This window comes from Streptomyces sp. NPDC101393 (assembly GCF_044767385.1).
Taxonomy (GTDB): domain Bacteria; phylum Actinomycetota; class Actinomycetes; order Streptomycetales; family Streptomycetaceae; genus Streptomyces.
This window is the reverse complement of sequence record NZ_JBIWNU010000007.1, coordinates 170371-197277: the sequence shown is the minus strand read 5'-3', so window position 1 is coordinate 197277 and position 26907 is coordinate 170371. Positions and strand designations below refer to the sequence as shown.

The 26907-nt window shown below is 72.7% G+C and carries 27 protein-coding genes and 1 tRNA gene; 15 read left to right on the top strand and 13 right to left on the bottom strand.

The genetic code is table 11. The features are described 5' to 3' along the window. Positions 1 to 25: 25 nt before the first annotated feature. Positions 26 to 697, bottom strand: coding sequence for a hypothetical protein (locus ACIRQ7_RS23125; protein ID WP_404264715.1), 672 nt, complete (start codon positions 695 to 697; stop codon positions 26 to 28). A gap of 47 nt (positions 698 to 744) precedes the next feature. On the opposite strand from ACIRQ7_RS23125, the gene ACIRQ7_RS23120 reads away from it, so the two are divergent. Further along, a complete protein-coding gene (locus ACIRQ7_RS23120) occupies positions 745 to 933 on the top strand; it encodes a DUF5703 family protein (RefSeq protein ID WP_018537156.1) in 189 nt (62 codons plus the stop codon). A gap of 188 nt (positions 934 to 1121) precedes the next feature. Here ACIRQ7_RS23120 and ACIRQ7_RS23115 read toward each other — a convergent pair whose 3' ends face one another. The 3 genes from ACIRQ7_RS23115 to ACIRQ7_RS23105 all read right to left on the bottom strand — a co-directional run bounded on the left by ACIRQ7_RS23115 (position 1122) and on the right by ACIRQ7_RS23105 (position 3845). Further along, positions 1122 to 1979: a chaplin gene (locus ACIRQ7_RS23115; protein ID WP_404264714.1), complete on the bottom strand. Its 858-nt coding sequence runs from the start codon at positions 1977 to 1979 to the stop codon at positions 1122 to 1124. Positions 1980 to 2132: 153 nt separating this feature from the next. Continuing rightward, positions 2133 to 2366, bottom strand: a complete 234-nt coding sequence (locus tag ACIRQ7_RS23110) for a chaplin (protein ID WP_401473574.1) — start codon at positions 2364 to 2366, stop codon at positions 2133 to 2135. Positions 2367 to 2519: 153 nt separating this feature from the next. Continuing rightward, on the bottom strand, positions 2520 to 3845 hold the full coding sequence (locus ACIRQ7_RS23105; RefSeq protein ID WP_404264713.1) for a M20/M25/M40 family metallo-hydrolase: 1326 nt from the start codon (positions 3843 to 3845) through the stop codon (positions 2520 to 2522). A gap of 307 nt (positions 3846 to 4152) precedes the next feature. Between ACIRQ7_RS23105 and ACIRQ7_RS23100 the strand changes: the two genes are divergently transcribed. From ACIRQ7_RS23100 to ACIRQ7_RS23090, 3 genes are all read left to right on the top strand, one after another. Beyond that, positions 4153 to 4240 (top strand) — tRNA-Leu (locus ACIRQ7_RS23100). A gap of 131 nt (positions 4241 to 4371) precedes the next feature. Then, the gene (locus ACIRQ7_RS23095; RefSeq protein WP_401473580.1) at positions 4372 to 5046 is read left to right on the top strand and encodes an HAD family hydrolase; all 675 of its coding nucleotides are present in this window, start codon (positions 4372 to 4374) and stop codon (positions 5044 to 5046) included. 24 nt (positions 5047 to 5070) lie between these two features. Then, entirely contained in the window at positions 5071 to 5517 is a 447-nt protein-coding gene (locus ACIRQ7_RS23090) for an NUDIX domain-containing protein (RefSeq protein WP_404264712.1), read from the top strand. Between the two features lie 78 nt (positions 5518 to 5595). Here ACIRQ7_RS23090 and ACIRQ7_RS23085 read toward each other — a convergent pair whose 3' ends face one another. Next, on the bottom strand, positions 5596 to 7242 hold the full coding sequence (locus ACIRQ7_RS23085; RefSeq protein ID WP_404264711.1) for an ABC-F family ATP-binding cassette domain-containing protein: 1647 nt from the start codon (positions 7240 to 7242) through the stop codon (positions 5596 to 5598). Positions 7243 to 7671: 429 nt separating this feature from the next. Here ACIRQ7_RS23085 and ACIRQ7_RS23080 point away from each other — a divergent pair, with 429 nt between their 5' ends. The 3 genes from ACIRQ7_RS23080 to ACIRQ7_RS23070 all read left to right on the top strand — a co-directional run bounded on the left by ACIRQ7_RS23080 (position 7672) and on the right by ACIRQ7_RS23070 (position 10287). Further along, positions 7672 to 8073, top strand: a complete 402-nt coding sequence (locus ACIRQ7_RS23080) for a (2Fe-2S) ferredoxin domain-containing protein (RefSeq protein WP_401473589.1) — start codon at positions 7672 to 7674, stop codon at positions 8071 to 8073. Positions 8074 to 8230: 157 nt separating this feature from the next. Further along, positions 8231 to 9142, top strand: coding sequence for a response regulator transcription factor (locus ACIRQ7_RS23075; RefSeq protein WP_404264710.1), 912 nt, complete (start codon positions 8231 to 8233; stop codon positions 9140 to 9142). Continuing rightward, entirely contained in the window at positions 9139 to 10287 is a 1149-nt protein-coding gene (locus ACIRQ7_RS23070) for a sensor histidine kinase (RefSeq protein ID WP_404264709.1), read from the top strand. Before ACIRQ7_RS23075 ends, ACIRQ7_RS23070 begins: the two co-directional genes overlap by 4 nt. Before the next feature lie 40 nt (positions 10288 to 10327). On the opposite strand, the gene ACIRQ7_RS23065 is transcribed toward ACIRQ7_RS23070, so the two are convergent. From ACIRQ7_RS23065 to ACIRQ7_RS23030, 8 genes are all read right to left on the bottom strand, one after another. Then, positions 10328 to 11674 (bottom strand): MFS transporter, encoded by a 1347-nt coding sequence (locus ACIRQ7_RS23065; protein WP_404264708.1) that lies wholly within the window; start codon positions 11672 to 11674, stop codon positions 10328 to 10330. After that, the gene (locus ACIRQ7_RS23060; protein ID WP_404264707.1) at positions 11671 to 12321 is read right to left on the bottom strand and encodes a helix-turn-helix domain-containing protein; all 651 of its coding nucleotides are present in this window, start codon (positions 12319 to 12321) and stop codon (positions 11671 to 11673) included. The genes ACIRQ7_RS23065 and ACIRQ7_RS23060 overlap by 4 nt, the downstream gene beginning before the upstream one ends. A gap of 51 nt (positions 12322 to 12372) precedes the next feature. Next, positions 12373 to 13014 carry a cytochrome b/b6 domain-containing protein gene (locus ACIRQ7_RS23055; RefSeq protein WP_404264706.1) on the bottom strand — a complete coding sequence of 214 codons (642 nt, stop codon included), beginning with the start codon at positions 13012 to 13014 and terminating at the stop codon, positions 12373 to 12375. Next, the gene (locus ACIRQ7_RS23050) at positions 12998 to 13753 is read right to left on the bottom strand and encodes a molybdopterin-dependent oxidoreductase (RefSeq protein WP_404264705.1); all 756 of its coding nucleotides are present in this window, start codon (positions 13751 to 13753) and stop codon (positions 12998 to 13000) included. Before ACIRQ7_RS23050 ends, ACIRQ7_RS23055 begins: the two co-directional genes overlap by 17 nt. A 110-nt stretch (positions 13754 to 13863) precedes the next feature. Then, positions 13864 to 15780, bottom strand: a complete 1917-nt coding sequence (locus ACIRQ7_RS23045) for a primary-amine oxidase (protein ID WP_404264704.1) — start codon at positions 15778 to 15780, stop codon at positions 13864 to 13866. 2 nt (positions 15781 to 15782) lie between these two features. Continuing rightward, positions 15783 to 17423, bottom strand: coding sequence for an APC family permease (locus ACIRQ7_RS23040; protein ID WP_404264703.1), 1641 nt, complete (start codon positions 17421 to 17423; stop codon positions 15783 to 15785). Positions 17424 to 17482: 59 nt separating this feature from the next. Then, positions 17483 to 18439, bottom strand: coding sequence for a hypothetical protein (locus ACIRQ7_RS23035; protein WP_404264702.1), 957 nt, complete (start codon positions 18437 to 18439; stop codon positions 17483 to 17485). 331 nt (positions 18440 to 18770) lie between these two features. Continuing rightward, positions 18771 to 20426 (bottom strand): FAD-binding dehydrogenase, encoded by a 1656-nt coding sequence (locus ACIRQ7_RS23030; protein WP_404264701.1) that lies wholly within the window; start codon positions 20424 to 20426, stop codon positions 18771 to 18773. Positions 20427 to 20637: 211 nt separating this feature from the next. Here ACIRQ7_RS23030 and ACIRQ7_RS23025 point away from each other — a divergent pair, with 211 nt between their 5' ends. From ACIRQ7_RS23025 to ACIRQ7_RS22990, 8 genes are all read left to right on the top strand, one after another. Next, positions 20638 to 21531, top strand: a complete 894-nt coding sequence (locus ACIRQ7_RS23025) for a DMT family transporter (RefSeq protein ID WP_401473621.1) — start codon at positions 20638 to 20640, stop codon at positions 21529 to 21531. Positions 21532 to 21622: 91 nt separating this feature from the next. Then, positions 21623 to 22279: a TetR family transcriptional regulator gene (locus tag ACIRQ7_RS23020; RefSeq protein ID WP_404264700.1), complete on the top strand. Its 657-nt coding sequence runs from the start codon at positions 21623 to 21625 to the stop codon at positions 22277 to 22279. A gap of 30 nt (positions 22280 to 22309) precedes the next feature. Then, the gene (locus tag ACIRQ7_RS23015) at positions 22310 to 23110 is read left to right on the top strand and encodes a glucose 1-dehydrogenase (RefSeq protein WP_404264699.1); all 801 of its coding nucleotides are present in this window, start codon (positions 22310 to 22312) and stop codon (positions 23108 to 23110) included. Positions 23111 to 23184: 74 nt separating this feature from the next. Next, positions 23185 to 23718, top strand: coding sequence for an NUDIX hydrolase (locus tag ACIRQ7_RS23010; protein WP_404264698.1), 534 nt, complete (start codon positions 23185 to 23187; stop codon positions 23716 to 23718). Between the two features lie 64 nt (positions 23719 to 23782). After that, entirely contained in the window at positions 23783 to 24193 is a 411-nt protein-coding gene (locus ACIRQ7_RS23005) for a YidH family protein (protein WP_404264697.1), read from the top strand. 3 nt (positions 24194 to 24196) lie between these two features. Continuing rightward, positions 24197 to 24544: a DUF202 domain-containing protein gene (locus tag ACIRQ7_RS23000; protein WP_401473630.1), complete on the top strand. Its 348-nt coding sequence runs from the start codon at positions 24197 to 24199 to the stop codon at positions 24542 to 24544. A 152-nt stretch (positions 24545 to 24696) separates the two neighbouring features. Then, positions 24697 to 25671, top strand: coding sequence for an MBL fold metallo-hydrolase (locus tag ACIRQ7_RS22995; protein WP_404264696.1), 975 nt, complete (start codon positions 24697 to 24699; stop codon positions 25669 to 25671). Positions 25672 to 25854: 183 nt separating this feature from the next. Beyond that, positions 25855 to 26907 (top strand): phosphotransferase family protein, encoded by a 1053-nt coding sequence (locus ACIRQ7_RS22990; protein ID WP_404264695.1) that lies wholly within the window; start codon positions 25855 to 25857, stop codon positions 26905 to 26907.

The window sequence follows — 26907 nt, the reverse complement described above, 5'->3', positions numbered from 1 at the left end:
GCGGCGGCCGGGCAGCACTGTGCGCTCAGCGCTCCCCGTCGAGCGCTTCCAGCAGATCGTCGTCGTCCTCGCCCAGTTCCTCGTCGAAGACGGAGCTGACGTCGAAGCGGCACACCACCCGCTGGGGGTCGGCCTGCTCGAACGGCGCGGACAGCCACTCCCCCGGTTCCGCGGGGTCGTCGGCGGCCGCCACCCAGAGCGTGGAGTCGCCCTCCTCCAGGCCGAATTCCTTGTGCCGGGAGGCGATTTCGTCCGGTTCGAACTCCCCGAAGAGCACGCCCAGCGCGGCATGCACGCTGGTGCCCACCACCCCTGCCGCGCTCGCCACCGAGTCGTCGACGGAGTCCGCATCGAGGTCGGCGATGCGCTGCGCTTGATGCAGCAGCCGCTGCGACTCGACAACGGTGTAGTCGCGCCGGATGAGCACGCTCAGCGCGCTCGGCTCCTCCGGCCCGTTGTAGGCGGGCAGTGTGTCGCTGCCGGGGATCTCGAAGGGGGTGACCTCGTCGTAGGTGTCGTAGAGCAGCTCGTCGTAGACCTCAGCCGCCGCGGCGAGCTCGTCGAACGCGGCGTAGACAGCTGGATCATCCTGCCCCGAGCGGCGTTCGACCGCGTCGAGGTGACGGTCCAGCGCGGCTTTGACCGCCTCGGCGGCGGCACGTACCTCGGCAGCGGAAGGCTGCGCAGCATCAGACATAGTGCAGACGCTATCCGTACCTGGGCCGGTCCCGCACAATAGATGCGATGCCGGAATACGAATTCTGCGATGTGTATGTGCCCCGGGGGGTCTCCCGGAAGGCTGCCACACGCCTGCTGACCGACCATGCCGAGTACGGACACTGGGAGTTGGACCGACTTCGCCTCAACCCCGACGGGAGCCGCAGAGTGCGGCTGCGCCGCCGGATCATCCGACAGCTGCGCGCCACGTGGTGAGCGCCGGAGCTGCGGGATCCGCAGCACGGCAGTGGTGTGCGGACAGCAGAGCGGGCCCCGTGATCACGGGGCCCGCTCTGTTGTGCCGGGTGGTGCGGACCGGCGCGTGAGGCCCGGTCCGGTTGGCCGAAATCAGACGGCCGCCATCTGTCTGCCGGTGTCAGGCGGCCGCCTTCGGACTTCCTGGATCACCTGCGCGCGGTGCGCGCCCGGCGGTAGAGCACGGCTCCGCCGAGCAGCAGCCCGGCGGCGGCCGGTACGGCGTAGCCGATCGAGCCCGCTCCGGTCCGGGCGAGCTGCTCGCCGGACCGGGGAGTCGACACGATCTGCGTGTGCGGCTCGTTGCCGGTCTGCGAGTGCGTTCCCGGGGTACCGGGAGTCTCCGGCGTGCCCGGTCCCGGCGGCTGCTCCGACGGCGGGGTGGGCTTGCCCGGGTGTCCCGGGTTTCCGGGGTGACCCGGGTGACCCGGGTGTCCGGGGTGACCCGGGTGTCCGGGGTGACCCGGGTGTCCGGGGTGACCCGGGTGTCCGGGGTGACCCGGGTGTCCGGGGTGACCCGGGTGCTCCGGGTAGTCGGGTCCGGTCGGCGGCGTGGTCTGCGTGTCGTTTCCGCAGTCGTTGCCGCCGGCCGGGTTGAGCAGACCGACCACCGAGACGCTGTTGCCGCAGACGTTGACCGGTACGTCGACCGGCACCTGGACGTTGTTGCCCGAGCCGACGCCAGGAGAGTTCTCGGTCTTGCCCTGGGCACCGGATCCGTGGTGCTTGCCACCCTGGTTGCCGTGGTGGCCGCTCTTCGCGCCGGAGCCGTTGGCGCAGTGGTTGCCGAACGCCGGATTGAGCAACCCGACGACATTGACGGTGTTTCCGCACACGTTGACGGGTACGTGTACCGGAACCTGGATCGAGTTGCCGGACCCGACACCGGGCGACTTCGCCGCGTGTCCCTGGGCTCCCGAATCCGCCTGTGCATAGCCGCCCGCGGCGGCCAGGAGGCCACCCGCGGCCGCCATCGTGATCAGGCCCTTTCTTGCGACCTGCCTCATAGCTTGGTTCCCCTGCCTTGTGCCTTACCGGAATACGAGCGCGCAGGATCCGCGCGCCCGCCCAAACACCCAGCGGCTCCGGAACGCTTGACAAGCATTCCGGAGCCGGACTGGATCAGACCCTCACGGGGTCAGATGCAACGTCGGTGAACGTCAGCTGTTGAAGCAGTGGTTGCCGAAGGCAGGGTTCAGCAGCCCGATCACGGAGACCGTGTTGCCGCAGGCGTTCACCGGCACGTGGACCGGAACCTGCACCAGGTTGCCGGACAGCACACCCGGGGACTTCAGGGCAGCACCCTGGGCACCCGAGTCGGCAGCGGCCAGACCGGCACCGGCGAGCACGAGACCACTGGCGACTGCCGCAGCAGCGACGACCTTCTTGATCATTTTTCCTCCTCATAGGCAATGCGATCCCAGCCGCGGACCGCACACACTGCAACGAGGAGAAAGCCGTTGAAGCTACGAACACATCGCGGTATTCACTCTTTTCAGCTAAACAGGCATGGACGGCAGGTAATCCAGGCCGGTTTCCGCTTCCGCTCAGCTCTGGTCGATGAACCGGTCGAGTACCCGCACGCCGAACTTCAGTCCGTCCACCGGCACCCGCTCGTCCACGCCGTGGAACATTCCGGCGAAGTCCAGCTCGGGCGGCAGTTTCAGCGGCGCGAACCCGAAACCACGGATACCGAGATCGTCGAACGACTTGGCGTCCGTACCGGCGGAGAGCATGTACGGCACGGCGCGCGCGATCGGGTCCTCGGCCCGCAGTGCGGACTGCATCGCGTCGACCAGGGCGCCGTCGAAGGTGGTCTCCAGCGCCTTGTCCGCGTGGACGTCCTCGCGCTTGACGCGCGGGCCCAGGATGCGGTCCAGGTCGGCGAGGAACTCGTCCTCGTAGCCGGGCAGGAAACGGCCGTCGACGTGCGCGGTGGCCTGGCCCGGGATGACGTTGACCTTGTAGCCGGCGCCCAGTTGGGTCGGGTTCGCGGTGTTCTTGAGCGAGGCGCCGATGAGCTTGGCGATGCCGCCCAGCTTGGCCAGCGTCGCGTCCATGTTCTCCGGGTCGAGCTCGGTGCCCAGCGCGTCCCCGAGTTCGTCGAGGAAGGCGCGCAGCGTCTTGGTGACCCGGACCGGGAACTCGTGCCGGCCCAACCGGCCGACGGCCTCGGACAGTTCGGTGATGGCGTTGTCCCGGTGGATCATCGAACCGTGGCCGGCGTTGCCGTCCACGGTCAGCTTCATCCAGTGCATGCCCTTCTGCGCCGTCTCGATGAGATAGAGCCGCAGATTCTCGTTGACGGTGAAGGAGAAGCCGCCGACCTCGCTGATCGCCTCCGTCACCCCCTCGAAGAGCCCGGGGTGCTTGTCGACGAGGTACCGCGCGCCGTAGGTGCCGCCCGCCTCCTCGTCGGCGAGGAACGCCAGCACGATGTCGCGCGGCGGCTTACGGCCGGTGCGCATCCGGTCGCGGATGACGGCCAGCGTCATCGCGTCCATGTCCTTCATGTCGACGGCGCCGCGGCCCCAGAGGCAGCCGTCGGCGATCTCGCCGGAGAACGGGTGGTGCGTCCAGTCGTCGGCGTTGGCCGGTACGACGTCGGTGTGGCCGTGGATCAGCAGCGCGGGCCGGGACCGGTCCTCGCCCTCGATCCTCGCGACGGTCGAGGCCCGGCCGCGGTGCGATTCGAAGATCTGCGGTTCCAGTCCGACCTCGGCGAGCTTCTCCGCGACGTACTCGGCGGCCGCCCGCTCACCCGGGCCCGAGTGGTCGCCGTAGTTGCTGGTGTCGATCCGGATCAGATCCCGGCACAGGTCGACGACCTCGGCCTCGCCGGTGACCGGAGGGATCGGCTGCGGCGCGCTCATGCCGAAACCTCGCTTCGCCCGGCGCCGCATGCGCGGGGCCCGCACCTCTCCATGGCTCGCTCGCAAAGCTGGCTCACACTGCCTCCTCGTGGTTCACGGCCGCGTCGCGCTCGCGCGGAGCGCGGGTCCGCGGCGGGGGTCCACCGCCATCCTCCACCTCAGGGCCGCTGCGCCCAAGGCCGCAATGCTCCCGACATGCCCTGGTCACAGCCCCGGGCCCGGCCAAACATGCGGGTGATCGACCACCCCGGAAGGTTTGCTATTGTTTTCCACGTCGGAACGGCGCAGCCGGAACGGCAGACACCTTGTCCGGGTGGCGGAATGGCAGACGCGCTAGCTTGAGGTGCTAGTGCCCTTTATCGGGCGTGGGGGTTCAAGTCCCCCCTCGGACACCAGCACAGACCCCTGTTGATCAGGGGTCTTTTGCGTTTCCGGACCATGTGCGGGCGCCCGAAAACCGTTGTCGCCGACAGGCGGGCCGATCGTAGGGTTCCCTCGTCGGTTTGCGGGGCGAGAGGGGTCACGGGTGCTGATCTTCGATGCGGACGACACGTTGTGGGAGAACAACGTGATCTTCGAGCGGGTCATCGACGAATTCCTGGAGTGGATGGCCCATCCGGGGCTGGACCGCGCGGGGGTGCGGGCCGTGCTGGACGGGATCGAGGCGGCGAATGCCGTGACCCACGGCTACGGCAGCAAGGTCTTCCTGCAGAGCCTCGGGGAGTGCGTGGCGCGGCTGCGCGGGCGGGCGGCGACGGCCGAGGAGTCGGCGCGGATCTCGGCGTGGGCGGCGGCCTTCGCCCTCGATCATGTGGAGCTGATCCCCGGGGTGGCCGACACGCTCGCCGAGCTGGCCCGGCGGCACGAACTGCTGTTGCTGACCAAGGGCGATGCCCAGGAGCAGCAGCGGAAGGTGACGGCGTCGGGGCTGGCCGGGCTCTTCAAGGGCGTGCACATCGTGGCGGAGAAGAACGTCGCGACGTATGAGGAGTTGAAGCGGGCCTACGCGCTGGTGCCGGACACCGCGTGGATGATCGGCAACTCCCCGAAGTCGGACATCCTGCCCGCGCGGTCCGCCGGGCTGAATGCGGTGTTCATCCCGCACGCCCACACCTGGGTGCTGGAGCACGACGAGCTGGACCCGGATGACCCGAAGGTGCTGCACCTGCCGGCGTTCGGTGAGCTGCTGAGGCACTTCTGAGGTGGGGGATACGAGGTGGGGGACGTGACGGTGAGCGGAGCGGCGCCGCGGGTGTCGTGTGTGTTCGTGTGCCATGACGGGGCCGGGCGGGTGCTGCTGGCGCGGCGCGGCCGGGGCGCCAGGGACGAACCGGGGACGTGGGACTGCGGCGCCGGGGCGCTGGAGTTCGGTGAGACCTTCGAGGCGGCCGTGACGCGCGAGGTGGGCGAGGAGTACGGCGCCCGGCCGCTGGCCATCGAGCGGATCGGGGTGCGCAATGTGCTGCGCGGCGATCCGGTCGTGACGCACTGGGTCGCGGTGGTCTTCGCCGTCCGGGTGTTGCCGGGCGAGGTGGCGATCGGGGAGCCGGAGAAGTTCGATGCGCTGGAGTGGTTCGCGCCCGACGCGCTGCCGGCGCCGCTGCATTCGCAGTGCGTGAGGAGTCTGGAGCTGTTCGCGGCCGCGGCCGGGCGGGCGGGGACGGGAGAGTGAGCGCGGGCACCCCGGCCGGAGGGAGGGCCGGGGTGCGGGGAGGCGCCGGGTGCCGGCGCGTCCCCTGCCGTCCCTCGGCTACAGCGGTTCGATGTCGGTCAGTTCACCGTCCTCCAGGGCGAGCCAGCGGGTGATGCCGAGGTCGCGCAGGAACGCCGGGTCGTGGCTGACGACGACGAGCGCGCCCTCGTAGGACTCCAGTGCGGTGACGAGGCGGCGGACGGACGCCATGTCGAGGTTGTTCGTCGGCTCGTCGAGCATCAGGAGCTGCGGCGCCGGTTCGGCCAGCATCAGTGCGGCGAGGGAGGCCCGGAAGCGCTCCCCGCCGGAGAGGGTGCCCGCCTGCTGGTCGGCGCGGGCGCCCTTGAACAGGAAGCGGGCGAGCCGGGCCCGGATGCGGTTGTTGGTCGCGTCCGGGGCGAAGCGGGCGACGTTCTCGGCGACGGTGAGGCTGTCGTCGAGGACCTCCAGGCGCTGCGGGAGGAATCGGAAGGGGACGTGGGTCTCCGCGGTGCCCGCCGCGGGCGGGATCTCGCCGGCGAGGGTACGCAGCAGGGTGGTTTTGCCGGAGCCGTTGCGGCCGGTGAGGGCGATGCGTTCGGCGCCGCGTACCTCCAGTTCGGCGTGGGCGCCGTAGCGGACCCGGAGGTCGCGCAGGGTCAGGACGGTCCGGCCGGGCGGCACCGCGGTGTGCGGGAGGTCGACACGGATCTCGGCGTCGTCCCGGACTGCTTCGGCGGCTTCGTCGAGTCGGTCCCTGGCGTCCTGGAGGCGCTCGGTGTGCAGGGACCGGTGTTTGCCCGCCGCGACCTGGGCCTGCCGCTTGCGTTCGTTCATGACGATCTTGGGTTCGCGCTTGTTGGCGTTCATTTTGTTGCCGTAGCGGACCCGCCGCGCCAACTTCACCTGGGCGTCGGCCAGTTCGCGCTTCTGCCGCTGCACGTCGGCCTCGGCGACCCGGACCATCCGCTCGGCCGCCTCCTGTTCGACGGCCAGGGCCTCTTCGTACGCGCTGAAGTTGCCTCCGTACCAGTGGATCTCACCGGCACGGAGGTCGGCGATCCGGTCGACGAGTTCGAGGAGTTCGCGGTCGTGGCTGACGACGACGAGCACGCCGGGCCAGCCGGCGACCGCGGTGTGCAGCCGCTGCCGTGCGGCGTGGTCGAGGTTGTTGGTCGGTTCGTCCAGCAGCAGGACGTCCGGTCGGCGCAGCAGCAGCGCGGCGAGCCGCAGCAGGACGGACTCGCCGCCGGACACCTCGCCGATGGTCCGGTCGAGGTCGACGGCGTGGAGTCCGAGCTGGTCGAGGGTGGCACGGGCGCGCTCCTCGACGTCCCAGTCGTCGCCGATGGCGGTGAAGTGTTCCTCGCTCGCGTCGCCGCCCTCCAGGGCGTGCAGGGCGGCGCGGGTCCCGGCGATGCCGAGCGCCTCGTCGACCCGCAGGCCGGTGTCGAGCGGGGCGTGCTGCGGGAGGTATCCGACCTCGCCGACGGCCTTGACGCTGCCGGCGGTCGGGGTCAGCTCGCCCGCGATGAGCTTCAACAGGGTGGATTTTCCCGAGCCGTTGAGGCCGATGAGGCCCGTACGGCCGGGGCCGACGGCGAGCTGGAAGTCCTCCAGGACGGGGGTGCCGTCGGGCCAGGCGAAGCCGAGTCCGGTGCAGACGATGGAGGCGGGGCCGCCGGAGAAGGCGGCGGACGAGGAGGCGGGGGAAGGCGATGACATGGACAAGCGGGTCTCCTGAAGCGCTGTGGGGCGGGGGTGAACTGCGCAGGGAGACACCGCGGAGGGGAGCTTCGCTCTCGCGCGGGAGGTCCGGGCCGTGCCCATGGGCACCCGGCTCCCGCCGAGGGCGGTCGGGCGCCGAAGAGGCGGTGGCTGACGCCGAGGTCACGGACCGGCCGTGCGAGGGGTGGGCACCGGCACAGACATCGCGTCGCCGGCGTGTGCCGGTGCGGGTGCTGTGCGGTGCCGCGTCCCGGATCGCGGGCGCGGTGTCTCAAGACCTCAGACGAGCAACGGCCTTCTCCTATCGGCGGCAATGGGACGTCTTCGACAGTACGGTGCGCACCATCAAAACGCAAACGCTATTTCTGTTGCGTTAGATCGGAGGCGGGGGCGCGGCGGGCCGGGCGCCGCACGTAGCATGGCCGGATGATCACCAAGCGTTCCGGCCGGGCGGCCGGCGAAGCACCCTGCCGGGTCACCGTCTGCCGCGGCTGCTGCTGTGGCGACGCGGCCAAGATTCCGGGCGTCGACCACGCCGGGCAGATACCCCGGCTGCGGGCCGCGCTCGCGGACGCCGCTCCGGTGCGGGCCTCCGAGTGCCTGGACGTCTGCGACCAGGCGAACGTGGTCGTCGTCCAGCCGTCGGCCGCGGGCCGGGCGGCGGGCGGGCGGCCCGTGTGGCTGGGGCTGGTCAATGACGATGACGCGCTGGCGGACATCGCGTCCTGGATCCGGGCCGGCGGCCCCGGCCTCGCGGAACCGCCCGGGGTGCTGGACCTGTACGCGATCACGGTGTCGCGGCGGGTACGGGAGGGCCTGGAGAGTTGAGGACGGGGCCGGGCGCCGCGGACGGTCCCCTGCCGATTACCGGAGTCTTACGGGACCGGCCGGCGACGCCCGCCGCGGCGCCCGCCGGTGTTGGCTGGGGGCATGACCCCGTTCGCCGCCCCGCACGCCCGCCGGCCGGAAATGGCACGCTGACCCCGTGCACCGAGCCCCGCCGCCCCCGCCCTCCCCGCGCGTCCCCCCGCACGGTCCCCCGCGCCGCGTCCTGGTCGTCGAGGACGATCCGACCGTCGCCGAGGTGGTCACCGGCTATCTCTCCCGTGCCGGTTACGCCACGGAGCACGCCGCCGACGGCTTCGCCGCCCTCGACCGCGCGGCGTCCTTCCGCCCCCATCTCGTCGTCCTCGACCTGATGCTGCCGGGCATCGACGGCCTGGAGGTGTGCCGGCGGCTGCGCCGGGCCGAGGAGGGTCCCGCGATCCCGGTGGTGATGCTGACGGCGCGCGGCGAGGAGGCGGACCGCATCCTGGGGCTGGAACTGGGCGCCGACGACTACGTGACCAAGCCCTTCAGCCCCCGTGAACTGGTGCTGCGGATCGGGTCGGTGCTGCGGCGGGCCGAGTCCGCGCCGCCGGCCGCGGCGCAAGCGCCCGTGCTGCGGGCCGGCGACCTGGCCGCCGACCCCGGCGGCCGGCGGGCCGAGCGGGGCGGTCGCGAACTGTCCCTCACCTCACGGGAGTTCGATCTGCTGGTCTTCCTGATGCGGAATCCGGGACGGGTCTTCTCGCGGGAGGAACTGCTGCACCGCGTGTGGGGGTGGGAGTTCGGCGATCTGTCGACGGTGACGGTGCATGTGCGGCGGCTGCGGGAGAAGATCGAGGACGATCCGGCGGCACCACGGCTGGTGACCACCGTCTGGGGCGCCGGCTATCGCTTCGACCCGATGGACGCCGATCGCGCGGAGCGTGCGGAGGTGGCGATGGACGGTGGCCCGTTGGCGGAGGGACTGTTCGGCGTACGGCATCAGGCACCTGGTCCCGCCCCCGGCCCGCTCCCCGCCCCCGGCTCGCCGGATGACGACGACGCGACGGACGGCGGGCCGCGGCCATGACGGATTTCCTGGTGATCGTGGCCCTGGCGGCGCTCGGCGCGGCGGTGGTGGGGCTGCTCGCCGCACCCGCCGTCAGGGTCCTGCGGCGGCGGTCCGTCGTTCTCTCGCTGTTCGCGGTGGCGGCGCTGGCGGTGGCCGCGATGGCGGCGGGCACGGTCGCGGTCGCCCAGGCGATGTTCCTGTCCGGGCACGACCTGGGGGTGGTGATGGCCGTGGTCGGCGTGTCCGGTGTGGTGTCGCTGGCCGCGGCGCTGCTGTTCGGGCGGCGGATCTCGGCGGGCAGCCGGGAGCTGGCGCGGTCGGCCCGTACGGTCGGCAGCGAGGGCGGCTTCGTGGCGCCCGCCGAGTCACCGACCGCTGAACTGGCCGCACTGTCAAGGGCGTTGGAGGAGACGAGCGGGCGGCTCGCCGGGGCGCGGGAGCGGGAGCGGGCGCTGGACGCCTCGCGGCGCGATCTGATCGCCGGGATCTCACACGATCTGCGGACCCCGCTCGCCGGGCTGCGGGCGATGGCCGAGGCGCTGGAGGACGGGGTCGCCGAGGACGCCGCGCGCTACCACTCCCGGATGCGCGTCGAGGTGGAGCGGCTGGCCGCGATGGTCGACGATCTCTTCGAACTCGCCCGCATCCAGGCCGGTGCGCTGGCGCTGACGCTCTCGCGGGTATCGGTGTACGACCTGGTGGACGACGCCCTCACCGGGGCGCAGCCGCTGGCGCGGGCGAGCGGAGTGCGGCTGGTGGACGGCGGTGTGGTGCCCCTGCCGGTCCGGGTGGATGCGCAGCAGATCACCCGTGTACTGGGAAATCTGCTGGTCAACGCGATCCGGGCGACGCCGGCCGACGGGACCGTCGCGGTCAGCGCACGGCACGAGGCGGGGCGGGTGGTGCTGGCGGTCGAGGACGGCTGCGGCGGTATTCCCCAGGGGGATCTGGACCGGGTCTTCGACACCGGCTGGCGCGGGGCCCCGGCGCGTACGCCGCGTGCGGACGGCGAGAGCGGTGCGGGGCTCGGGCTGGCGATCGTCCGCGGGATCGTGGAGGCCCATGAGGGCCGGGCCTCGGTGCGCAATGCGGGCGCGGGCTGCCGCTTCGAGGTCGAACTGCCCGAGGCGGGGGCGTCGTCGGCACCGTCGGCGGCCGGGTGAGCGGCCCGGCCGGGAGGGGCCTCACCGCCCGCCCGGCCCGTCAACTCCCCGGCAGCGGCGAGGCGTCGGTACGTCCCCCGGATGCGGTGTGCCCTCCTCCCTCGCTGCGGGTGAGCGGCAGATCGCGGACCTTCCTGACCGGGGAGAAGACGAGGATCAGGGCGGCGAGCGGCACACCGGCGGTCATGATCCACATGGTGGTGCGCAGGCCCAGGGCCGAGCCGAGCGCGCCGCCGAGCAGCGCGCCGAGCGGCAGCGTCCCGTAGTTCACAAAAGAGGTGCTGGCGGTGAGGCGGCCGAGCAGCGCCGGCGGGCAGTACCGCTGCTGGAAGCCCGCCTTGACGGTGTTGCCCGCGACGACGCCGGCCGAGACGCAGAAGCTGCCCGCGACGAAGAGCAGCATCCCGGCGCCGTCGGTGCTGAGCGGTATGAGCAACGCCGAGGCGGGCAGCACCAGTTCGCACAGCAGGGTGGCGCGGGCGGTGCCGAAGCGCGCGGCGATCCGGCGGCCCGCGAAGGCGCCCGCCACACCGCCGGTCCCGGCCACTGCCAGCAGCCCGCCCACGGCGCCCGGCGACAGGCCCACCTCGCGGACCAGGAAGACGGTCACGAGGGACTGGTATCCCATGAGGGCCAGGTTGGAGGCCGCCCCGAAGAGCGTCAGCGTACGGAGCCAGGTGTCGCCGGAGACCAGCCGGAGCCCCTCGGCGATCTCCGCGAAGAGGCTCCTCGGGACGCGGATCTCCGGCGGGCCGTCCACGGGCCCACGGCCCTGCCCCGTCTCCCGCACCTTCGCCGACCGATGCGGTTCGCGGTGCCGGATGCCGAGCAGGCAGAGCAGGGAGAGAAGGAACGTCGCGGCGTTGACGGACAGTCCGTTGGCCGCGCCGGCCCATTGGACGGCCAGGCCGCCCGCGCCCCGGCCGGCGATCTGCGCGGCGGACGCGCTGCCGTGCAGCTTGGCGTTGCCCTCGGGCTGGTCGGGTGGCGTGAGGAGGGTCGGGAGGTAGGCGCTGTAGGCGGTCTGGAAGAGCACCGCGGCGGCACCCGCCAGCAGGGCCACGGCGAGCAGCGGGCCGAGTCCGAGGCCGCCGGAGCGGGCCAGGAGGGGTACGCCGGCGAACAGCAGCAGCGACAGCGACGCCGCGGCCAGCATCAGGGGGCGGCGGCGCACCCGGTCCACCCAGACGCCGACCGGGAGGCCGATCAGCAGCCAGGGGAGCCAGGTGCAGGCGCCGAGGAGGCCGACCGCGAAGGCGTCGGCATGCAGGGTGGTGACGGCGACCAGCGGCAACGCCACCCCGCTGACGGCGGCGCCGAACTTGCCGGCGACCTCGCCGCACCACAGCAGGCGGAAGTCAGGGTGGCGGCGCAGCAGACCGCTCACCGCTCTCCCCGTTCCTTGCGGGGGAAGGACTGCAGCTGGATGATGACGGGCCGCGCGGCGGCGTCCCCGTCGCGCCCCTCGTACGACTCCTCCGACTCCGCGTCCCGGCCCGCCCCTGACGCTGCCCGGTGGCGGTCGACGACATCGGCCAACTCGGCGTTCAGCGACGCGAGTTGGTCACTCGTCAGGCGCAGGTCGTGCCACTGTGTGACGGTGCCGGCGTCCCGCCATGCGGTGTCCCAGTCCTCGGCGAGATAGCCGGCGACCTGGTGGAAGTGCTGCTGGACGAGTTCGTGTACATAGACCGAGAGAGCGCCCCGGCTGTCCGGGTCGTCGCGGAATTCGGTGGTGTCGAGCCGACGGGAGACCGCGACGGCCCGCCACCAGCGCTCGCGCCGGGTGCCGCGGCCGGTCTCCTCCTCGATGAAGCCGTGGTCGGCGAGGTGGCGCAGATGCCAGCTCACCGTGCCGGTGTTCTCGCCGAGCCGGCGGCACAGGCCGGTGGCGGTGTCCGGGCCGTCGAGGGTCAGCAGTTCGAGGACCCGCATCCGCAGGGGGTGCGCCAGCGCCCGCAGGCTGCGGGCATCGAGACGGCGGACGGGCGGCGGGCCGGACGGCTCGTGAGCGGGCGCCGGGGCATCGGTCATGGGCGCCAGAATAGCGATGCAGAGAACTCTCTGCAGAGAGTTCTCTGCATCTCATTCCTGCTCTTCGCCCCGCCGCTCCCCCGGCCTCCACAGCGGGTGGTGCCGCCTGGCCCAGTGGGCGTCGACGGAGCCGGTGCGCAGCCCGCGGCGTGACTCGGGGTCCTGGTACGCCATCCCGACATGGCCGGCGATCACCAGGACCACGGCGAGTGCGAGCCAGTCGTGGACGAAGGTGGCGCCGGTGCGCCACACCAGCGGCGCGAGGTCGGTGAACCACATCAGCAGGCCGGTGCAGACCATGACGAGGACGGCGCCGGCGATCCAGGCGGCGTAGAGCTTCTGTCCCGCGTTGAACTTGCCGGCCGGGCGGCCGCCGCGCCGCCGCAGTGCGGCGCGCAGCCAGCGGCGGTCGTGCGGGCCGTAGCGGTTGAGCCGGGTCAGGTCGGCGCGCAGCGCCCGGGAGGCGAGGCCGAGCAGGAGCGGGACGGGCAGCAGGATGCCGGACCATTCGTGGACGGTGACCATCAGGGCGCGGCGGCCGACGAGTTCGGCGAGGAAGGGGAGGTAGAGGCAGCCCGCCGTGAGCACGCAGACGGCCATCAGGGTGGCGGTGGCGCGGTGCACCCGGTGTTCGGCGCGGGTGAAGCGGGCGATACGGGAGCCGCCGGCCGGGCGGTCAGGTGGTGGAGGCATCGTCGCGTCCGTTCGACCGGCCGACCCAGGCGTCGATGTCGTATCCACGTTCCTCCCAATATCCGGGGTGGACGCTGTCGGTAAGGGTGATCCCGGAGAGCCACTTCGCCGATTTGTAGAAGTACATGGGGGCGGCGTAGAGGCGTACGGGTCCGCCGTGCGCGTGGGTCAGGGGTTTGTCCTGCATCCGCAGGGCCACCAGGACGTCGCTGCGGCGGGCCTGTTCGAGGGTGAGGGACTCGCTGTAGGAGCCGTCGAAGCAGGTGAAGCGGACGGCTTTGGCCTGGGGGCGGACGTCAGCGGCGTCGAGGAGGGTGGCGAGCCGTACCCCTTCGAAGGGGGTGTGGGGCACCCGCCAGCCGGTGACGCACTGGACGTCCCGCACGAGCCGGGTCTGCGGGAGGGCGCGCAGGTCGGCGAGGCGGTAGCTGGTGCGGTTGCGGACCAGGCCGTCGATCGTGAGGCGGTAGGTGCGGTCGTCCTTGGGCGGGACGGAGCCGGTCACGGAGTAGTAGCGGAAGCCGCCGCCCGCGGGGAGCAGCCCGGTCAGTCCGGTGGGGTCGTTCCGGGCGGCGGCGCCCAGGGTGTCGTCGTAGGCGCGCTGGAGGAAGGGGGCCGCGGCGACGCCGGCGGCCCCCGCGGCGAGCATGCCGAGCACGACGCGGCGGCCTACGGGGGCGCCGCGCCCGTCGTCGCTGTCGTCGTCCGCCCGGCGGGCCGGATTCGCGTCCTTGGTCACCCTCTGATTCGAGCACCGGGCGGCCGCCGGGGCCAGTGTCGTGGCTCCGGCGTCAGACTTTCGTCATCAGGCCGCTCACGCCCCCGGGGCGGGCCGGCCGGGCCCGGGGGTCAGGGCGCGGTGTGGCAGTGGCCGCCGCCGCTCTCCCGTGGCAGGTCGAGGGCGGGGTTGCGGTCGAAGAAGCCGGTCGGGCGGAGGGTGAAACCGCAGCGGTCGACGGGCATGACGGGCCAGTCCTCCAGGCGCGGGAGGTGGGTGGGGCCGAAGGTGTGCCAGAGGGTGAGGTCGGTGGCGACGAGCGATTCGCCGGGCTGTGACCACTGGACGACGCCGGCGCCTCCGGGGTGCTGGTTGGGGTAATCGCCGTCGGGGAAGCGGCGGTCGGGCCGGCCGCGGGTGACCCAGAGGTGCCGGGTGGCGTAGGCGACGCGGCGGGCGACCGGGGAGCCGGGCCGGGCCAGGAGGGTGGGGCCCGGCTGCGGGGTCAGGGTGTAGGCGACGGGCCGGCCCATGCGGTTGCGGGCGGCGGGGTTGCTGATCTGCCAGCGGCGGCCGACGGCGGTGTCGGCGAGCCGGCCGGCTTCGGCCGAGTCGGCGATGGGGGTGGCACGGGTGGTGAAGGCGTTGCCGTTGGGGTTGTCCGGGCCCATCGGGAGGGGGACGACGTCGATCTCCTCGACGGTGTTGGCGAGGCCGTCGACCGCCGGGTCCAGCCGGGCGCAGAAGAGGTGCTGGTGGAAGGGCGCCTGGAGGCCGGGGGCGACCTCGGTGGCGTGCGGCGTGCGCTCCCCGGGCTCGGAGGCCGACGTCTGCACCAGGCCGGTGGACTTGGCCTCGAATTCGATGGTGCCGTCCTGGTAGAGGTACCAGTAGAAGCCGTAGTCGTAGTTGCCGAGGGTCGCGATGAAGGAGATGACCAGTCGGCGGGAGCGGCGGCTCTCGGCGGCGAAGTCGTCGAACATGTTGGTGTGCTTCCACAGGAGGCCGTGGTCCTCCTCGTGGATGCAGATCGCGTTCGGCAGGGTCTGCGGAGCGCCGAGGTCGTCGGCCACGACCGCGTCCACGTACCGGATCTCGCCCAGGCAGTCGCAGCCCAGGCGCAGCGCGTTGGCGTTGCGGCCGAGGGTGTATTCGCCGACGTCGAGGTAGCAGACCCAGTTGCGGGCGGGGTCCGGTTCGGCGTACGGGACGGCCATTTCGGCCAGCGAGGCGCGGTGCAGCACGGAGCGCATCCGGTCGCCGTCGCGGTGGGCGAGCTGGTGCAGGACGACGCCTTCGCGGCTGTTGAAGTCCAGCCGCAGCCGCCAGTTGAGCCAGGTCAGGACGGGGCCGTCGAGGCGGAAGGAGGGGCCGTCGGGCTGGCTGATCTCCAGCGGGGCGAGGTCCGTGCGCGGCGGGCCGTTGAAAGGGGCTTCGTAGCGGCCGCATTCGGCGGGCACCGGGACGGGGCCGGTGTCGATGAGGCGGATGACCCGGCCCTCGGTGAGGTCGACGTCGGCGACCAGCCCGCCCACCGGGTGGGCGAAGGGGTTGTCGGTGGCGTCGCAGCGCAGGAAGGTCAGCGAGCGCAGCATCCGCCGGCCGCGCTCCTCCTCGATGCCGAAGTGGCCGGCGGCGAGCGGTGCGCAGATGGCGAGGGCGGTGTCGGTGAGGCCGCGTTCGGCCATGGCCTTGCGCCAGCCGGGGTCGGCCTTGACGATCGCGTCGCAGCGGTCGTTCTCCTCGAAGAGGATCGGCGGCTGCCCGTCGGTCTCCGGGTCGAGCGGGCGGTAGGCGAGCAGGGTGCGGGCCGTGACGTCGACGACGGCTTCGTGGCCGGTGCCGGTGGCGGGTTCGAGGAGGGTGAGGCGCAGCCGGCGGACGACGGGGTCGCCGTCGCGGTGCGCGGTGACGGTGTGCCGGTCCGGTTCGTCGAGGAGGACGAGCGGGAAGCGGGTGGTCCCGGTCGCCCGGCCGGCCTCGGTCAGTACGGCGCGGGCGGTGGCGATCTCGTCGCCGGTCAGCGGGTCGAGGGGGTGCGGGGCCATCGTCAGCCCTCCTTGCGCGCGGGCTGGGAGGAGGGATCCGCGGCGCCCGGCGCCGGGGTGCCGTCCGCCCCTGAGGCGCGGGCGGCCTTCTCCAGCTGGAACGCCTCGTTGCCCAGGCCGATCCTGGCGTGGACGGCGGGGCGGGTGGCGCGCAGCACCCGGCCGTGGACGAGGCCGATGACGGCTGCCAGGCCGATGAGGGCGGGCAGCAGCCAGCTCAGGGCGGAGCCCTTCTCGGCGGCCACCAGGACGTCGAAGTCCGTGACGGCGTAGCCGAGCACGACCAGCAGGGCGAGCGCGGCGAGCCCGGAGGCGATCAGCCGGCCGGCCTGGGCGCGGGCCGCGCCGCGGCGGACGAAGAAGGCGATGACGGCGACGGAGGCGGTGGCCATCAGCGCGATCACGCCGAGCGCGCCGACGTTGCCGCCCCAGGTGAAGAGCTTGAGGACGGGGGTGGTGGGGTCGCCGGCCGGTCCGGTGTCGCCGAGGGTGAAGCCGACGACGACGAGCAGCGAGATGACGGTCTGCAGCAGGGAGCCCAGGGCGGGCGCGCCGCTGGACTTGGCGGTCCGGCCGAGCGCCGCGGGCAGCAGTCCCTCGCGGCCCATCGCGAAGGCGTAGCGCGCCACGACGTTGTGGAAGCTCAGCATCGAGGCGAAGATCCCGGTCACGAAGAAGAGGTGCAGGATGTCGGTGAAGGTGGTGCCCAGGCGCGGGTCGGTGAGGGCGAAGATCAGCCCGGGGCCCGCGTCCCCGGCCGCGGCGACGACCTTGCCGGGGCCGGTGGCGACGCCGATCAGCCAGGAGCTGAGGGCGAAGAAGACCGCGACGAAGCCGACGGCGAGGAACATCACCCGGGCCACGACGGTCTGCGGGCGGCTGGTCTCCTCGGCGTAGACGGGGGCCTGTTCGAAGCCGACGAAGGCGGCGACGGCGAAGCACAGCGCGGTGCCCAGGCCCGCGCCGCCGAGAGTGGCGGGGTCGAAGGCGTGCAGGGACAGTCCCTGGGGCCCGGGTGCGGCGGCGAAGGCGATGTCGAAGACGACGATCAGCGCGACCTCGATGACGAGCAGGACGCCGAGCACCTTGGCGTTGAGGTCGATCTTGAGGGCGCCGAGGGCGCCGGTGAGCAGGACGCCGAGCAGGGCCGGGACCCACCAGGCGAGGTGCAGGGACAGATGCCGGTCCAGGAGCGAGGCGACCTCGAAGCCGAAGATGCCGTAGATGCCGACCTGGAGGGCGCTGTAGGCGGCGAGCGCGACGAAGGAGGCGCCGGCGCCGACCGTACCGCCCAGGCCGCGGGCGATGTAGGCGTAGAAGGCGCCGGCGTTGTGGACGTGCCGGCTCATCTCGGCGTAGCCGACGCTGAACAGCGCCATGACGATGCCCAGGATGACGAACAGCAGCGGCTGTCCGACGATCCCCATGACCTGGTAGGTGGTGACCATGACGCCGGCCACGACCATCAGCGGCGCGCTGGCCGCGAGGACGGACAGCAGCAGGCCGGGAGTGCCGATGCGGCCGGCCCGCAGCGCGCGTTCCTGGCCCTTGAAGGTGCTGATCCCGCCGCCGGGGCCGGCTGCCCGGCCTGCGCCACCGGGGCGTGTCGCACTGCTCGTTCTTCCCGAACTGCCCGTCGCCATGGCGGGGTTGTCCTTTCCGTGGGGGTGGAGGGAACTGTGCCGGCCCGGTCGCCGCGCGGTCAGGTGGAGCGGAACGCGGCGTCGCGTGCGGCCTTGAACGCCTTCTTCGCGTCGCGGCTGGGGTATGCCCATGGGGCGGGTGTGACATGCGGGCCGATGCGGTGGAAGAGCGCGGCCGCCTCGACCATCCTTCCCTCGTGGAATTTCGCGTGGGCAAGGAAGTTGAGGTCGATCTTGCCGCGCGGGTGGTCCTCGCCCTCCCACTCCAGCCACCAGTCGAACGCGGCCTTCATGGCCTGGCGGGCGCGGCGGGTGGACCAGTGGCCGGAGGCGGCCGGGTCGGACGGTTCGATGCCGGCGGCGGCGAGGACGCGGTAGCGCTCGGCGTGCGCGATGACCGGGAGGACGGCCAACGGGGAGTCGGCGGGGGCCTGTTCGGCGGCCCAGGCGGCGAAGTCGTAGACCTGGTGCAGCGGGTCGTCCGCGTCGCCCTGCTGGTGTTCGGCGAGGCAGGCCGTCATGAGGTGGTGGGCGTGGTGGTGGTCGGGGTGGCGGGCCCGTATCTGGTCGAAGGCGTGCTCGCGTTCGTCGACGGTGCCGGAGTGCCGGGCGAGGAGCAGGACCCCGAGCCAGGGGGTGGGGTCGTCGGGCAGCATCCGGGCGGCGGCCCGGCAGGCCTCGTCCGCGGCCTCGGCACTGCCCTTGCCGCGTACGGCGCTGTGCACGTGCGCGCAGGCCAGGAGAGTGGCGGCGTCGCCGCTGTCCGGTTCGGCGAGCTGCCAGTCGCTCGCCCAGGCGGCGCACGCGGGGTTTCGGCCGAGGACGGTCAGCCGGTGGCCGCGGCGGTCCCAGTCCTCGCCGGTCTCGGCGAGGAGGGTCCGCACCCGGGTCCATCTGCCCTGTGCCAACGCGTCGACGGCGACGGCGAGTTCGGTGTCGTCCAGCACCGGGGAGAGCACCGGCGCGTCCTTGCGGCGGGGTCTGCCCAGTGGGGGTGGGGGTGGGGGTGGAGTCATGGGCCAGGGGACTCCATGACGCGCTGCACCGATCGTTCCCCTCACTGTGTCGCCGAAGTGGCGCGTGGACCGCACCTCGCGCGCCGGCCGTGGCCCGGGGCGCGCCCTGAGGGCACGTCACGTCCGGCCCCTGTGAGCCCTGCGCTGATGTGGTGGTCTGGTCCACACCACATCATCACGCACAGCAAAGCGGTACGCAGTGCTCCACGTCAAGGCGGTCAGGGGAATGGCCGGATCCGCCAACTCCCCTTCCGTTCGGCGCCCTTCGGCGACCGCCGGCCGGAAGCCGCAAGGGTCAGGTCAGGCCGCCGGGCGCACCGGCGGCGCCCCCTCAGGCCACCGCGCCGGCCGCCGCACGGCCCGCCGCGCGCCCTGAGAAGAGACAGCCGCCGAGGAACGTTCCCTCCAGCGAACGGTATCCGTGCACGCCACCGCCGCCGAAGCCCGCCGCCTCGCCCGCCGCGTACACACCGGGCAGCGGCTCGCCGTCCTCCGCCAGCACCCGCGACGAGAGGTCGGTCTCCAGGCCGCCGAGCGTCTTGCGGGTCAGGATGTTCAGCCGTACGGCGATCAGCGGGCCCGCCTTCGGGTCCAGCAGGCGGTGCGGCGCTGCGGTCCTGATCAGCCGGTCGCCGATGTACTTGCGCGCCCCGCGCATCGCCGTCACCTGGAGGTCCTTGGTGTAGGAGTTGGCGATCTCCCGGTCCCGCGCCACGATCTCGCGGCGCAGCGCGGCCTCGTCGATCAGCGGCCGGTCGGTGAGCCCGTTCATCCTCCGCACCAGATCGGTCAGCGAGCGCTCGACGATGAAGTCCGCGCCGTGGTCCATGAAGGCCTGCACCGGCCCCGGCGCGCCGCCCCGGGCGCGTCCCAGCACGTCCCGGACGCTCTTGCCGGTCAGGTCCGGATTCTGCTCGGAGCCGGAGAGGGTGAACTCCTTCTCGATGATCTTTTGGGTGAGCACGAACCAGGTGTGGTCGTGCCCGGTCCGCATGATGTGTTCCAGGGTGCCGAGGGTGTCGAACCCGGGGAACAGCGGCACCGGCAGCCGCTTGCCGGTCGCGTCCAGCCACAGCGGCGAGGGCCCGGACAGGATCCGGATGCCGTGCTGCGGCCAGATGGGGTTCCAGTTGTCGATGCCCTCGGTGTAGTGCCACATCCGGTCGCGGTTGATGATCCGGCCGCCGGCCTCCTCGGCGATGCCCAGCATCTTGCCGTCGACATGCGCGGGCACCCCGGACAGCATCCGCCGCGGGGGCGTGCCCAGGCGTTCGGGCCAGTTGGCGCGCACCAGGTCGTGGTTGCCGCCGATACCGCCGGACGTGACGATCACGGCCTGCGCCCGGAGCTCGAAGGCACCGGCCGTCTCCCGGCTGCTGGCGGTGCCGCGCTCGGCGCCGGAGGGCTCCAGGATCTCGCCGCTGACCGTGTCGATGCTGCCCGCGCTGCGGCTCAGGCCGGTGACGCGGTGCCGGAAGCGCAGCTCCACGAGGCCGCGGGCGACACCCGCCCGCACCCGGCGCTCGAAGGGGGCGACCAGGCCGGGGCCGGTGCCCCAGGTGATGTGGAAGCGGGGGACGGAGTTGCCGTGCCCGGTCGCGTCGTAACCGCCGCGCTCGGCCCAGCCGACGACCGGGAAGAACCGTACGCCCTGCCGGTGCAGCCAGGAGCGCTTCTCCCCCGCGGCGAAGTCGACGTACGCCTCGGCCCATTTGCGCGGCCAGTGGTCCTCGGGCCGGTCGAATCCGGCGGTGCCCTGCCAGTCCTGCCAGGCCAGCTCGTGGCTGTCCCGGATCCGCAGCCTGCGCTGTTCGGGGGAGTTCACCAGGAAGAGGCCGCCGAAGGACCAGTGGGCCTGGCCGCCGATGGACTGTTCGGGTTCCTGGTCGAGAAGGATCACCTTGCGGCCGGCGTCGACCAGCTCCGCGGTGGCGGCGAGCCCGGAGAGGCCCGCTCCGATCACGATCACATCAGCGTCGTACGCCATCTCAGCTCTCCTCACCGGGGCGCCCCGGACACCCCGGCGGCCGTGGTGCATTGATCCTCGGCGCAGAGGCGTGCGGGCGTCAACCAGTAGTTACCCAGCGGTAAGGAATTCCGCGCGCAAGAATGGGGAGTGACGAGGGCCACTCCACGCCAGCGGCCGGATGGCTATCCTCAGGCGCATCCCCCACCCCGCGCGATACGAGGTGTGCGACGTGACGGTGATCCTGCTCGCCCTTGGAGCGGCGTGCTGTCTGGGACTCGGTTTCGTGTTCCAGCAGGCCGCGGCGCAGCATGCCCCCAAGCAGGACTTCCTCTCGCTGCGCCTGCTGCTCGACCTGGTGAAGATGCCGCGCTGGGTGGCCGGCATCGGCTTCATGGTCATCGGCATGGCGCTGGGGGCGGTGGCGCTCGGCATGGGCGACATCACCCTCGTCGAGCCACTGCTGGCGACGAACCTGCTGTTCGCGATGGCGCTCTCCCGGCGGTTGACCCGGCAGCGGCTCGGCCGCAGCGGCTGGGCCGGGCTGTGGCTGCTGGCCGGCGGGGTGACGGCCTTCATCGTGGCCGGGCAGCCCCGCGGCGGGCAGAGCGACGGCGATCCCGTCCGGCACTGGCTGATCATGGGCGTGGTGCTGGGCACCGCGCTGCTGCTGGCGGCGATCGCCAAGCGGGAGCGGGTGCGGATGAGCCTGGAGGCGGCGCTGCTGGGCATCGCGGCCGGGCTGCTCTACGGCCTTCAGGACGCGCTGACCCGGATCAGCGGCGACCGCTACGAGGCCGGGGGCTGGGCCACCCTGCTCACCGGCTGGCATCCGTACGCCATCGTCGTCCTGGGGGTGCTGGCCCTGGTTTTCGTGCAGAGCGCCTTCGAGACGGCGCCGCTGCGGATGTCGCTGCCCGCGCTGACCGCCGCCCAGCCGCTGGCCGGGATCGCCTGCGGGGTGGGTTTCCTCGGCGACCGCCTTGAGGTCACGCCCGCCGCGCTGGCCTGGGAGGCGGCCGGGATAGCCGCCATCGTCGTGGGCATCGCGCTGATCGGCAACCATCCGGCGATGCCGCCGGGGGCCGGGCACGAGCACAGTGTGCGGGAACTCCAGCCGCACTGAGGATCCGCGCTCCATCCCACCGGACCCGCCATGACCTGCGCGGGAGCCGCACCCCTGGTCTTTTAATAATGCCCAGCATTACAGTGCCTCCATGGCCAGAACATCAGGACCCGGGACCCGGGAGAAACTGCTGCGCGCCGCCGAGGAGATCTTCGCGGCGCAGGGCGTGGACGGCGCGCAGACCCGCGACATCGTCCGGCAGGCAGGCCAGAGCAACCCCTCGGCCGTGCAGTACCACTTCGGCTCCCGCGCCGGGCTGCTCGACGCCGTGATGGCCGGCCGGCTGGCCCGTACGGAAGCGGCACTGGCGCCGCTCCTCGGATCGCTCGCGGACCCCGGGGCGGCGGACGCCGGCGCGCCGGGCCTCACCGCGCTGATCGGCGCCCTGATCACCGCCGAGGCCACCGAGCTGCGCGACGACCGCGGCCGGCGCTGTCTGCGGATCTCCGCCCAGCTCAGCCACGAGAGCGGGGTACGCACCCGGATCCCGCACCCGACGCTCGCCGGCACCGCCTACTGGCGGCTGATCGGCCGCGTCGAGGACGTGCTCGGCGCGGCCGGGCTGCCCGAGGCGCTCCGCCTGGAGCGGCTGGACCTCGCGCTGACCCTGATCGGTGCGGCCATGGCCGACCGGGCACGGCACTACCTGGACGGCGCCGCCCCGCTCACCGGCGAGGAGCTGTTCCTGGCCGATCTCACCGGGACGACGGTGGCGTTCCTGCTCGCCGCCGCCCCCGGATCCCCCTGACCCCGCCCCCCCGCACCGAAGGAGTTCCCCATGACCGCAGCCACCTCCGCCGAAGCTTCCGCCCCCGCCGTCAGCCTGGCCGGCCGGACCGTCGTGATCACCGGTGGCGCCCGCGGCCTGGGCGCCGCGGCCGCCGAGCAGGCCGTCGCCGCCGGGGCCCGGGTGGTGCTCACCGACGTGCTGGCCGAGGAGGGCGCGGCCACCGCGGACCGGCTCGGCGACCGGGCCCGCTTCCTCCCCCACGACGTCACGTCACAGGAGGACTGGCAGCGGGTCGCGGACTTCGCGGTGAGCGAGTTCGGCGGCATCGACGGGCTGGTCAACAACGCCGGGATCTCCACCGGCGCGCCCCTGGAATCGGTGTCCGTGGACTTCTTCCGCAAGGTCCTCGACGTCAACCTCACCGGCGTCTTCATCGGGATGAAGACCGTGATACCCGCCATGCGGGAGCGCGGCGCCGGCTCGATCGTGAACATCTCCTCGGCGGCCGGGTTGATGGGTCTCGCGCTGACCGGCGGCTACGGCGCCTCCAAGTGGGGCGTCCGCGGGCTGACCAAGATCGGCGCGGTGGAGCTGGGCACCGACCGGATCCGGGTGAACTCCGTCCACCCCGGGATGACGTACACCCCGATGACCGCCGAGGTCGGCATCCGGCAGGGCGAGGGCAACTACCCCAACACCCCGATGGGCCGGGTGGGCGAGGCGCACGAGATCGCCGGCAGCGTGGTCTTCCTGCTCTCCGACGCCGCGTCGTACGTGACCGGCGCGGAGCTGGCGGTGGACGGCGGCTGGACCACCGGCCCGACGGTGAAGTACGTGATGGGCCAGTGAGCGGCGGGGGGCGGCGCCGCAGCAGGCCCGTCCCTCCCCGAGGGCACCCGTCCCCCGGGTGATTGCATGGCCCCATGACCGATCAGCAACCGCTCAACGCGGACGAAGTCCTCGATGTCGTCGACGAGCACGATCAGGTCGTGGGGCAGGCCCCGCGCGGTGAGGCCTACGCCCGCAGACTGCGCACCCGCTGCGCCTTCGTCCTCGCCCGGGACGCCGAGGACCGGATCTTCGTGCACCGCCGCACCCCGCAGAAGCTGGTGTTCCCCTCGCACTACGACATGTTCGTGGGCGGGGTGGTCGGCGCGGGCGAGACCTATGACCAGGCGGCGCTGCGCGAGGCCGAGGAGGAGCTGGGCGTGCGGGGACTGGCGCAGCCCCGGCCGCTGTTCTCGTTCCTCTACGAGACGCCTGAGCACACCTGGTGGTCGGCGGTCTACGAGGTGCGCTGCACGACGCCGGTCGACCCGCAGGCCTCGGAGATCGACTGGCACGCCTTCCTGCCCGAGGAGGAGCTGGTGCGGCGGCTCGACGAGTGGCCGTGGACACCGGACGGCCTCGCCGCGTACCGGCGGCTGACGGCCCTGCGGCAGTCCGGGGACCTGTGATGGCACGGTCGGCGGCCCCCGCGCCACCACGGTCGGCGCCGGTGAGACGGGTAGGGTTTCGGCCATGATCCTCACCGACGGACTGCGGTCGATCGGCGCGGGTGTGCGGCTGTGGTTCTCCCCCGCACGGATCCGCGAGGAGGGTGCCACCCCCGACTACCGTTTCTCGCTCGCCAATGAGCGCACCTTTCTCGCCTGGCTGCGCACCGGTCTGGCGCTGGTCGGCGGCGGCTTCGCGGTGGACCAGTTCCTGCCCCGTCTGCACGAGGGACTGCGGGTGACGTTCACCGTCGTCCTGCTGGTGGGCGGTGCGCTGTGCGCGCTGCGCGCCGTCAACCACTGGGTGCGGTGCGAGCGCGCGATGCGGCGCGGCGAGGACCTGCCGGCCTCCCGCTTCCCCTCGGCCCTGGCGCTCGGCGTCGGCGTCCTGGCGGCAGCGATGGTCGTGCTGGTGCTGCTGGGCCGGACCGGCTAGCCGGTGGGGGACACGCAGGGCGCCGGCGCACCGCGTCCGGCGGCGGACCGCGATCCGGGGCTGCAGCCGGAGCGGACCCGGCTGGCCTGGCGGCGTACCACGCTGTCCGCCACGGCCGTCGCGGTGCTGGCGGGCCGGCAGCTGGTGCAGAGCGCGGCGCCGGGTGCGGTGGAGGTGCTGCTGGTGGCGCTGACCGTGCTGGTGTGGGTCGCGTTCGTGGGGATCGCCCATCACCGCATGCGGGCGATGGCCGAGGGGCGCCCGGCGGGCCTGCCCCCGCGTACCGCCCTGCTGCTGGTCGGCTGCACGGTGGCGCTGGCGGTGTGCGGCGGGGCGATCCTGCTGCCGTGAGGGCGGCGCGGGGACGGCGCCGTAGCCGGGCGCGGCCCGGCGGGCCGGGACCCGCGGGGCCGGAGGTACGGTGACGATCCCCGTTGGTGCCGGCCCGGCACGACCCGCGTCGCGGGCGCGGGGACTGACCTGCCATCACCCGAGGGGACCGCATGACCAGCGTGGCACCGAAGACCGCCGACCCGTACGCCGCCCAGGGCACGACGCCCGACGCGGGCCCGGACGCCGAGCCGTATCTCACCGAACTGGCCGCCGGTGTCCATGCGTTCATCCAGCCGGACGGCGGCTGGTGCCTGAACAACGCGGGGTTCGTCACGGACGGCGAGAGCACCCTCCTGGTGGACACCGCCGCCACCGAGCGCCGGGCGCTGCTGCTGCGCCGGCGGATCGCCGAGAGCGGCGCGCCGGCGCCCCGCACCGTGGTCAACACCCACCACCACGGCGACCACACCTACGGCAACGCCGTGTTCGCGCCGGAGGCGACGATCATCGGGCATGCCGCCTGCCGCCGCGAACTGCTGGCCGCCGGGCACCAGCTGCACGCGATGTGGCCGCAGGTGGACTACGGGGACATCCGGCTGACCCCGCCGGACCTCACGTACACCGGCGAACTGACCCTGTACGTCGGCGACATCGAGGTGCGTCTGATCCATCCGGGCGTCGCGCACACGCCCGGGGACACCCTCGTCTGGCTGCCGCAGCAGCGCATCGTCTTCACCGGTGACCTGGTCTTCCACGGCGGCACCCCGTTCGTCTTCATGGGGTCGCTGACCGGGTCGCTGCGCGCGCTGGAGGTGCTGCGGTCGCTGGACGCGGTCACGGTGGTCCCCGGACACGGTCCGGTGACCGGCCCGGAGGTGTACGACGGGATCGAGCGCTATCTGCGGTTCGTCGACGGGCTGGCGCGGGAGGGGCGGGCGGCGGGACGCACGCCGCTGGAGGTCGCCCGGGAAGCGGACCTCGGGCCGTTCGCGGAGCTGGCCGAGAGCGAGCGCCTGGTGGCGAATCTGCACCGGGCGTACGCGGAGCTGTCGGGCGCCGAGCCGGGTGCGCCGCTCGACGCGGTGGCCGGCTTCGGGGACATGACGGTCATGAACGGCGGGATCCCGATGGCCTGTCACGCCTGAGCGGGGCACCCCACAGCAGTCTCATCACCGCAGGTCAACGGCGGTTCGCGGAGCAGTCGGTACGGGCCGGGCGACGGCGCGTGACCGACGCCCCACGCGCGACCACTGGACGCCATACCGACTAGTCGGCATGATCGTGCCAGTGACCGATCGACCGACGTCCACTCCCCACGGAGGAGCACGATGAGCAAGGGCACCCCTCCCCCGCAGGACGAGGCCCAGGACACACCTCCCGGCCTCGACCTGGAGCGATTGCGCGCGCATCTGGACCGGGAACGGCCCGGCCTGACAGGCGGGCCGCTGCGCGCACAGCTGATCGAGGGCGGGCGGTCCAACCTCACCTACCGCGTCACCGACGGCGCCTCCTCCTGGGTCGTGCGGCGGCCGCCGCTGGGCCATGTCCTGGCGACCGCGCACGACATGCGGCGCGAGCACCGGGTGATCAGCGCACTGCACGAGACGCCGGTACCGGTGCCGCAGACCCTGCTGCTGTGCGAGGACGAGTCGGTCGTCGGCGCGCCGTTCTACGTGATGGAGCTGGTGGAGGGGACGCCGTACCGGACGGCGGGTCAGCTGCGGCCGCTGGGCGCGGACCGCACCCGCGCGGTGGTCCTCTCGCTGGTCGACACGCTCGTGGACCTGCACGCCGTCGACCCGGAGGCCGTCGGGCTGGGCGACTTCGGCCGCCCGGACGGCTTCCTGGAGCGCCAACTGCGGCGCTGGGGCAAGCAGCTGAGCGCCTCCAAGAACCGCGAGCTGCCGGGGATCGACGAGCTGCACGAGTCCCTGGGCCGGGCGCTGCCCGCCTCGCCCGCGCCGACCGTCGTCCACGGCGACTACCGCCTCGACAACGTCCTGGTCGGCTCCGACGACACCATCCGGGCCGTACTGGACTGGGAGATGTCCACGCTCGGCGACCCGCTGACGGACCTCGGCCTGCTGGTGATGTACAGCTCGGACCTGGGGCTGCCCGAGTCGCCGGTGAGCACCACCAGCGGGGCCCCGGGCCACCCCTCCCCCGCCGAACTGATCGAGCGCTACGCCGCACGCTCCGGCCGGGACGTCTCCGCCCTCGCGTGGTACACGGCCTTCGCCTGGTTCAAGCTCGCGGTGATCCTCGAAGGCATCCACTACCGCTACACGCTCGGCCAGACCGTCGGCGCCGGGTTCGACCAGATCGGCGAGCTCGTCCCCGTCTTCATCGACCACGGACTCACCACCCTCAAGGAAGGCTGA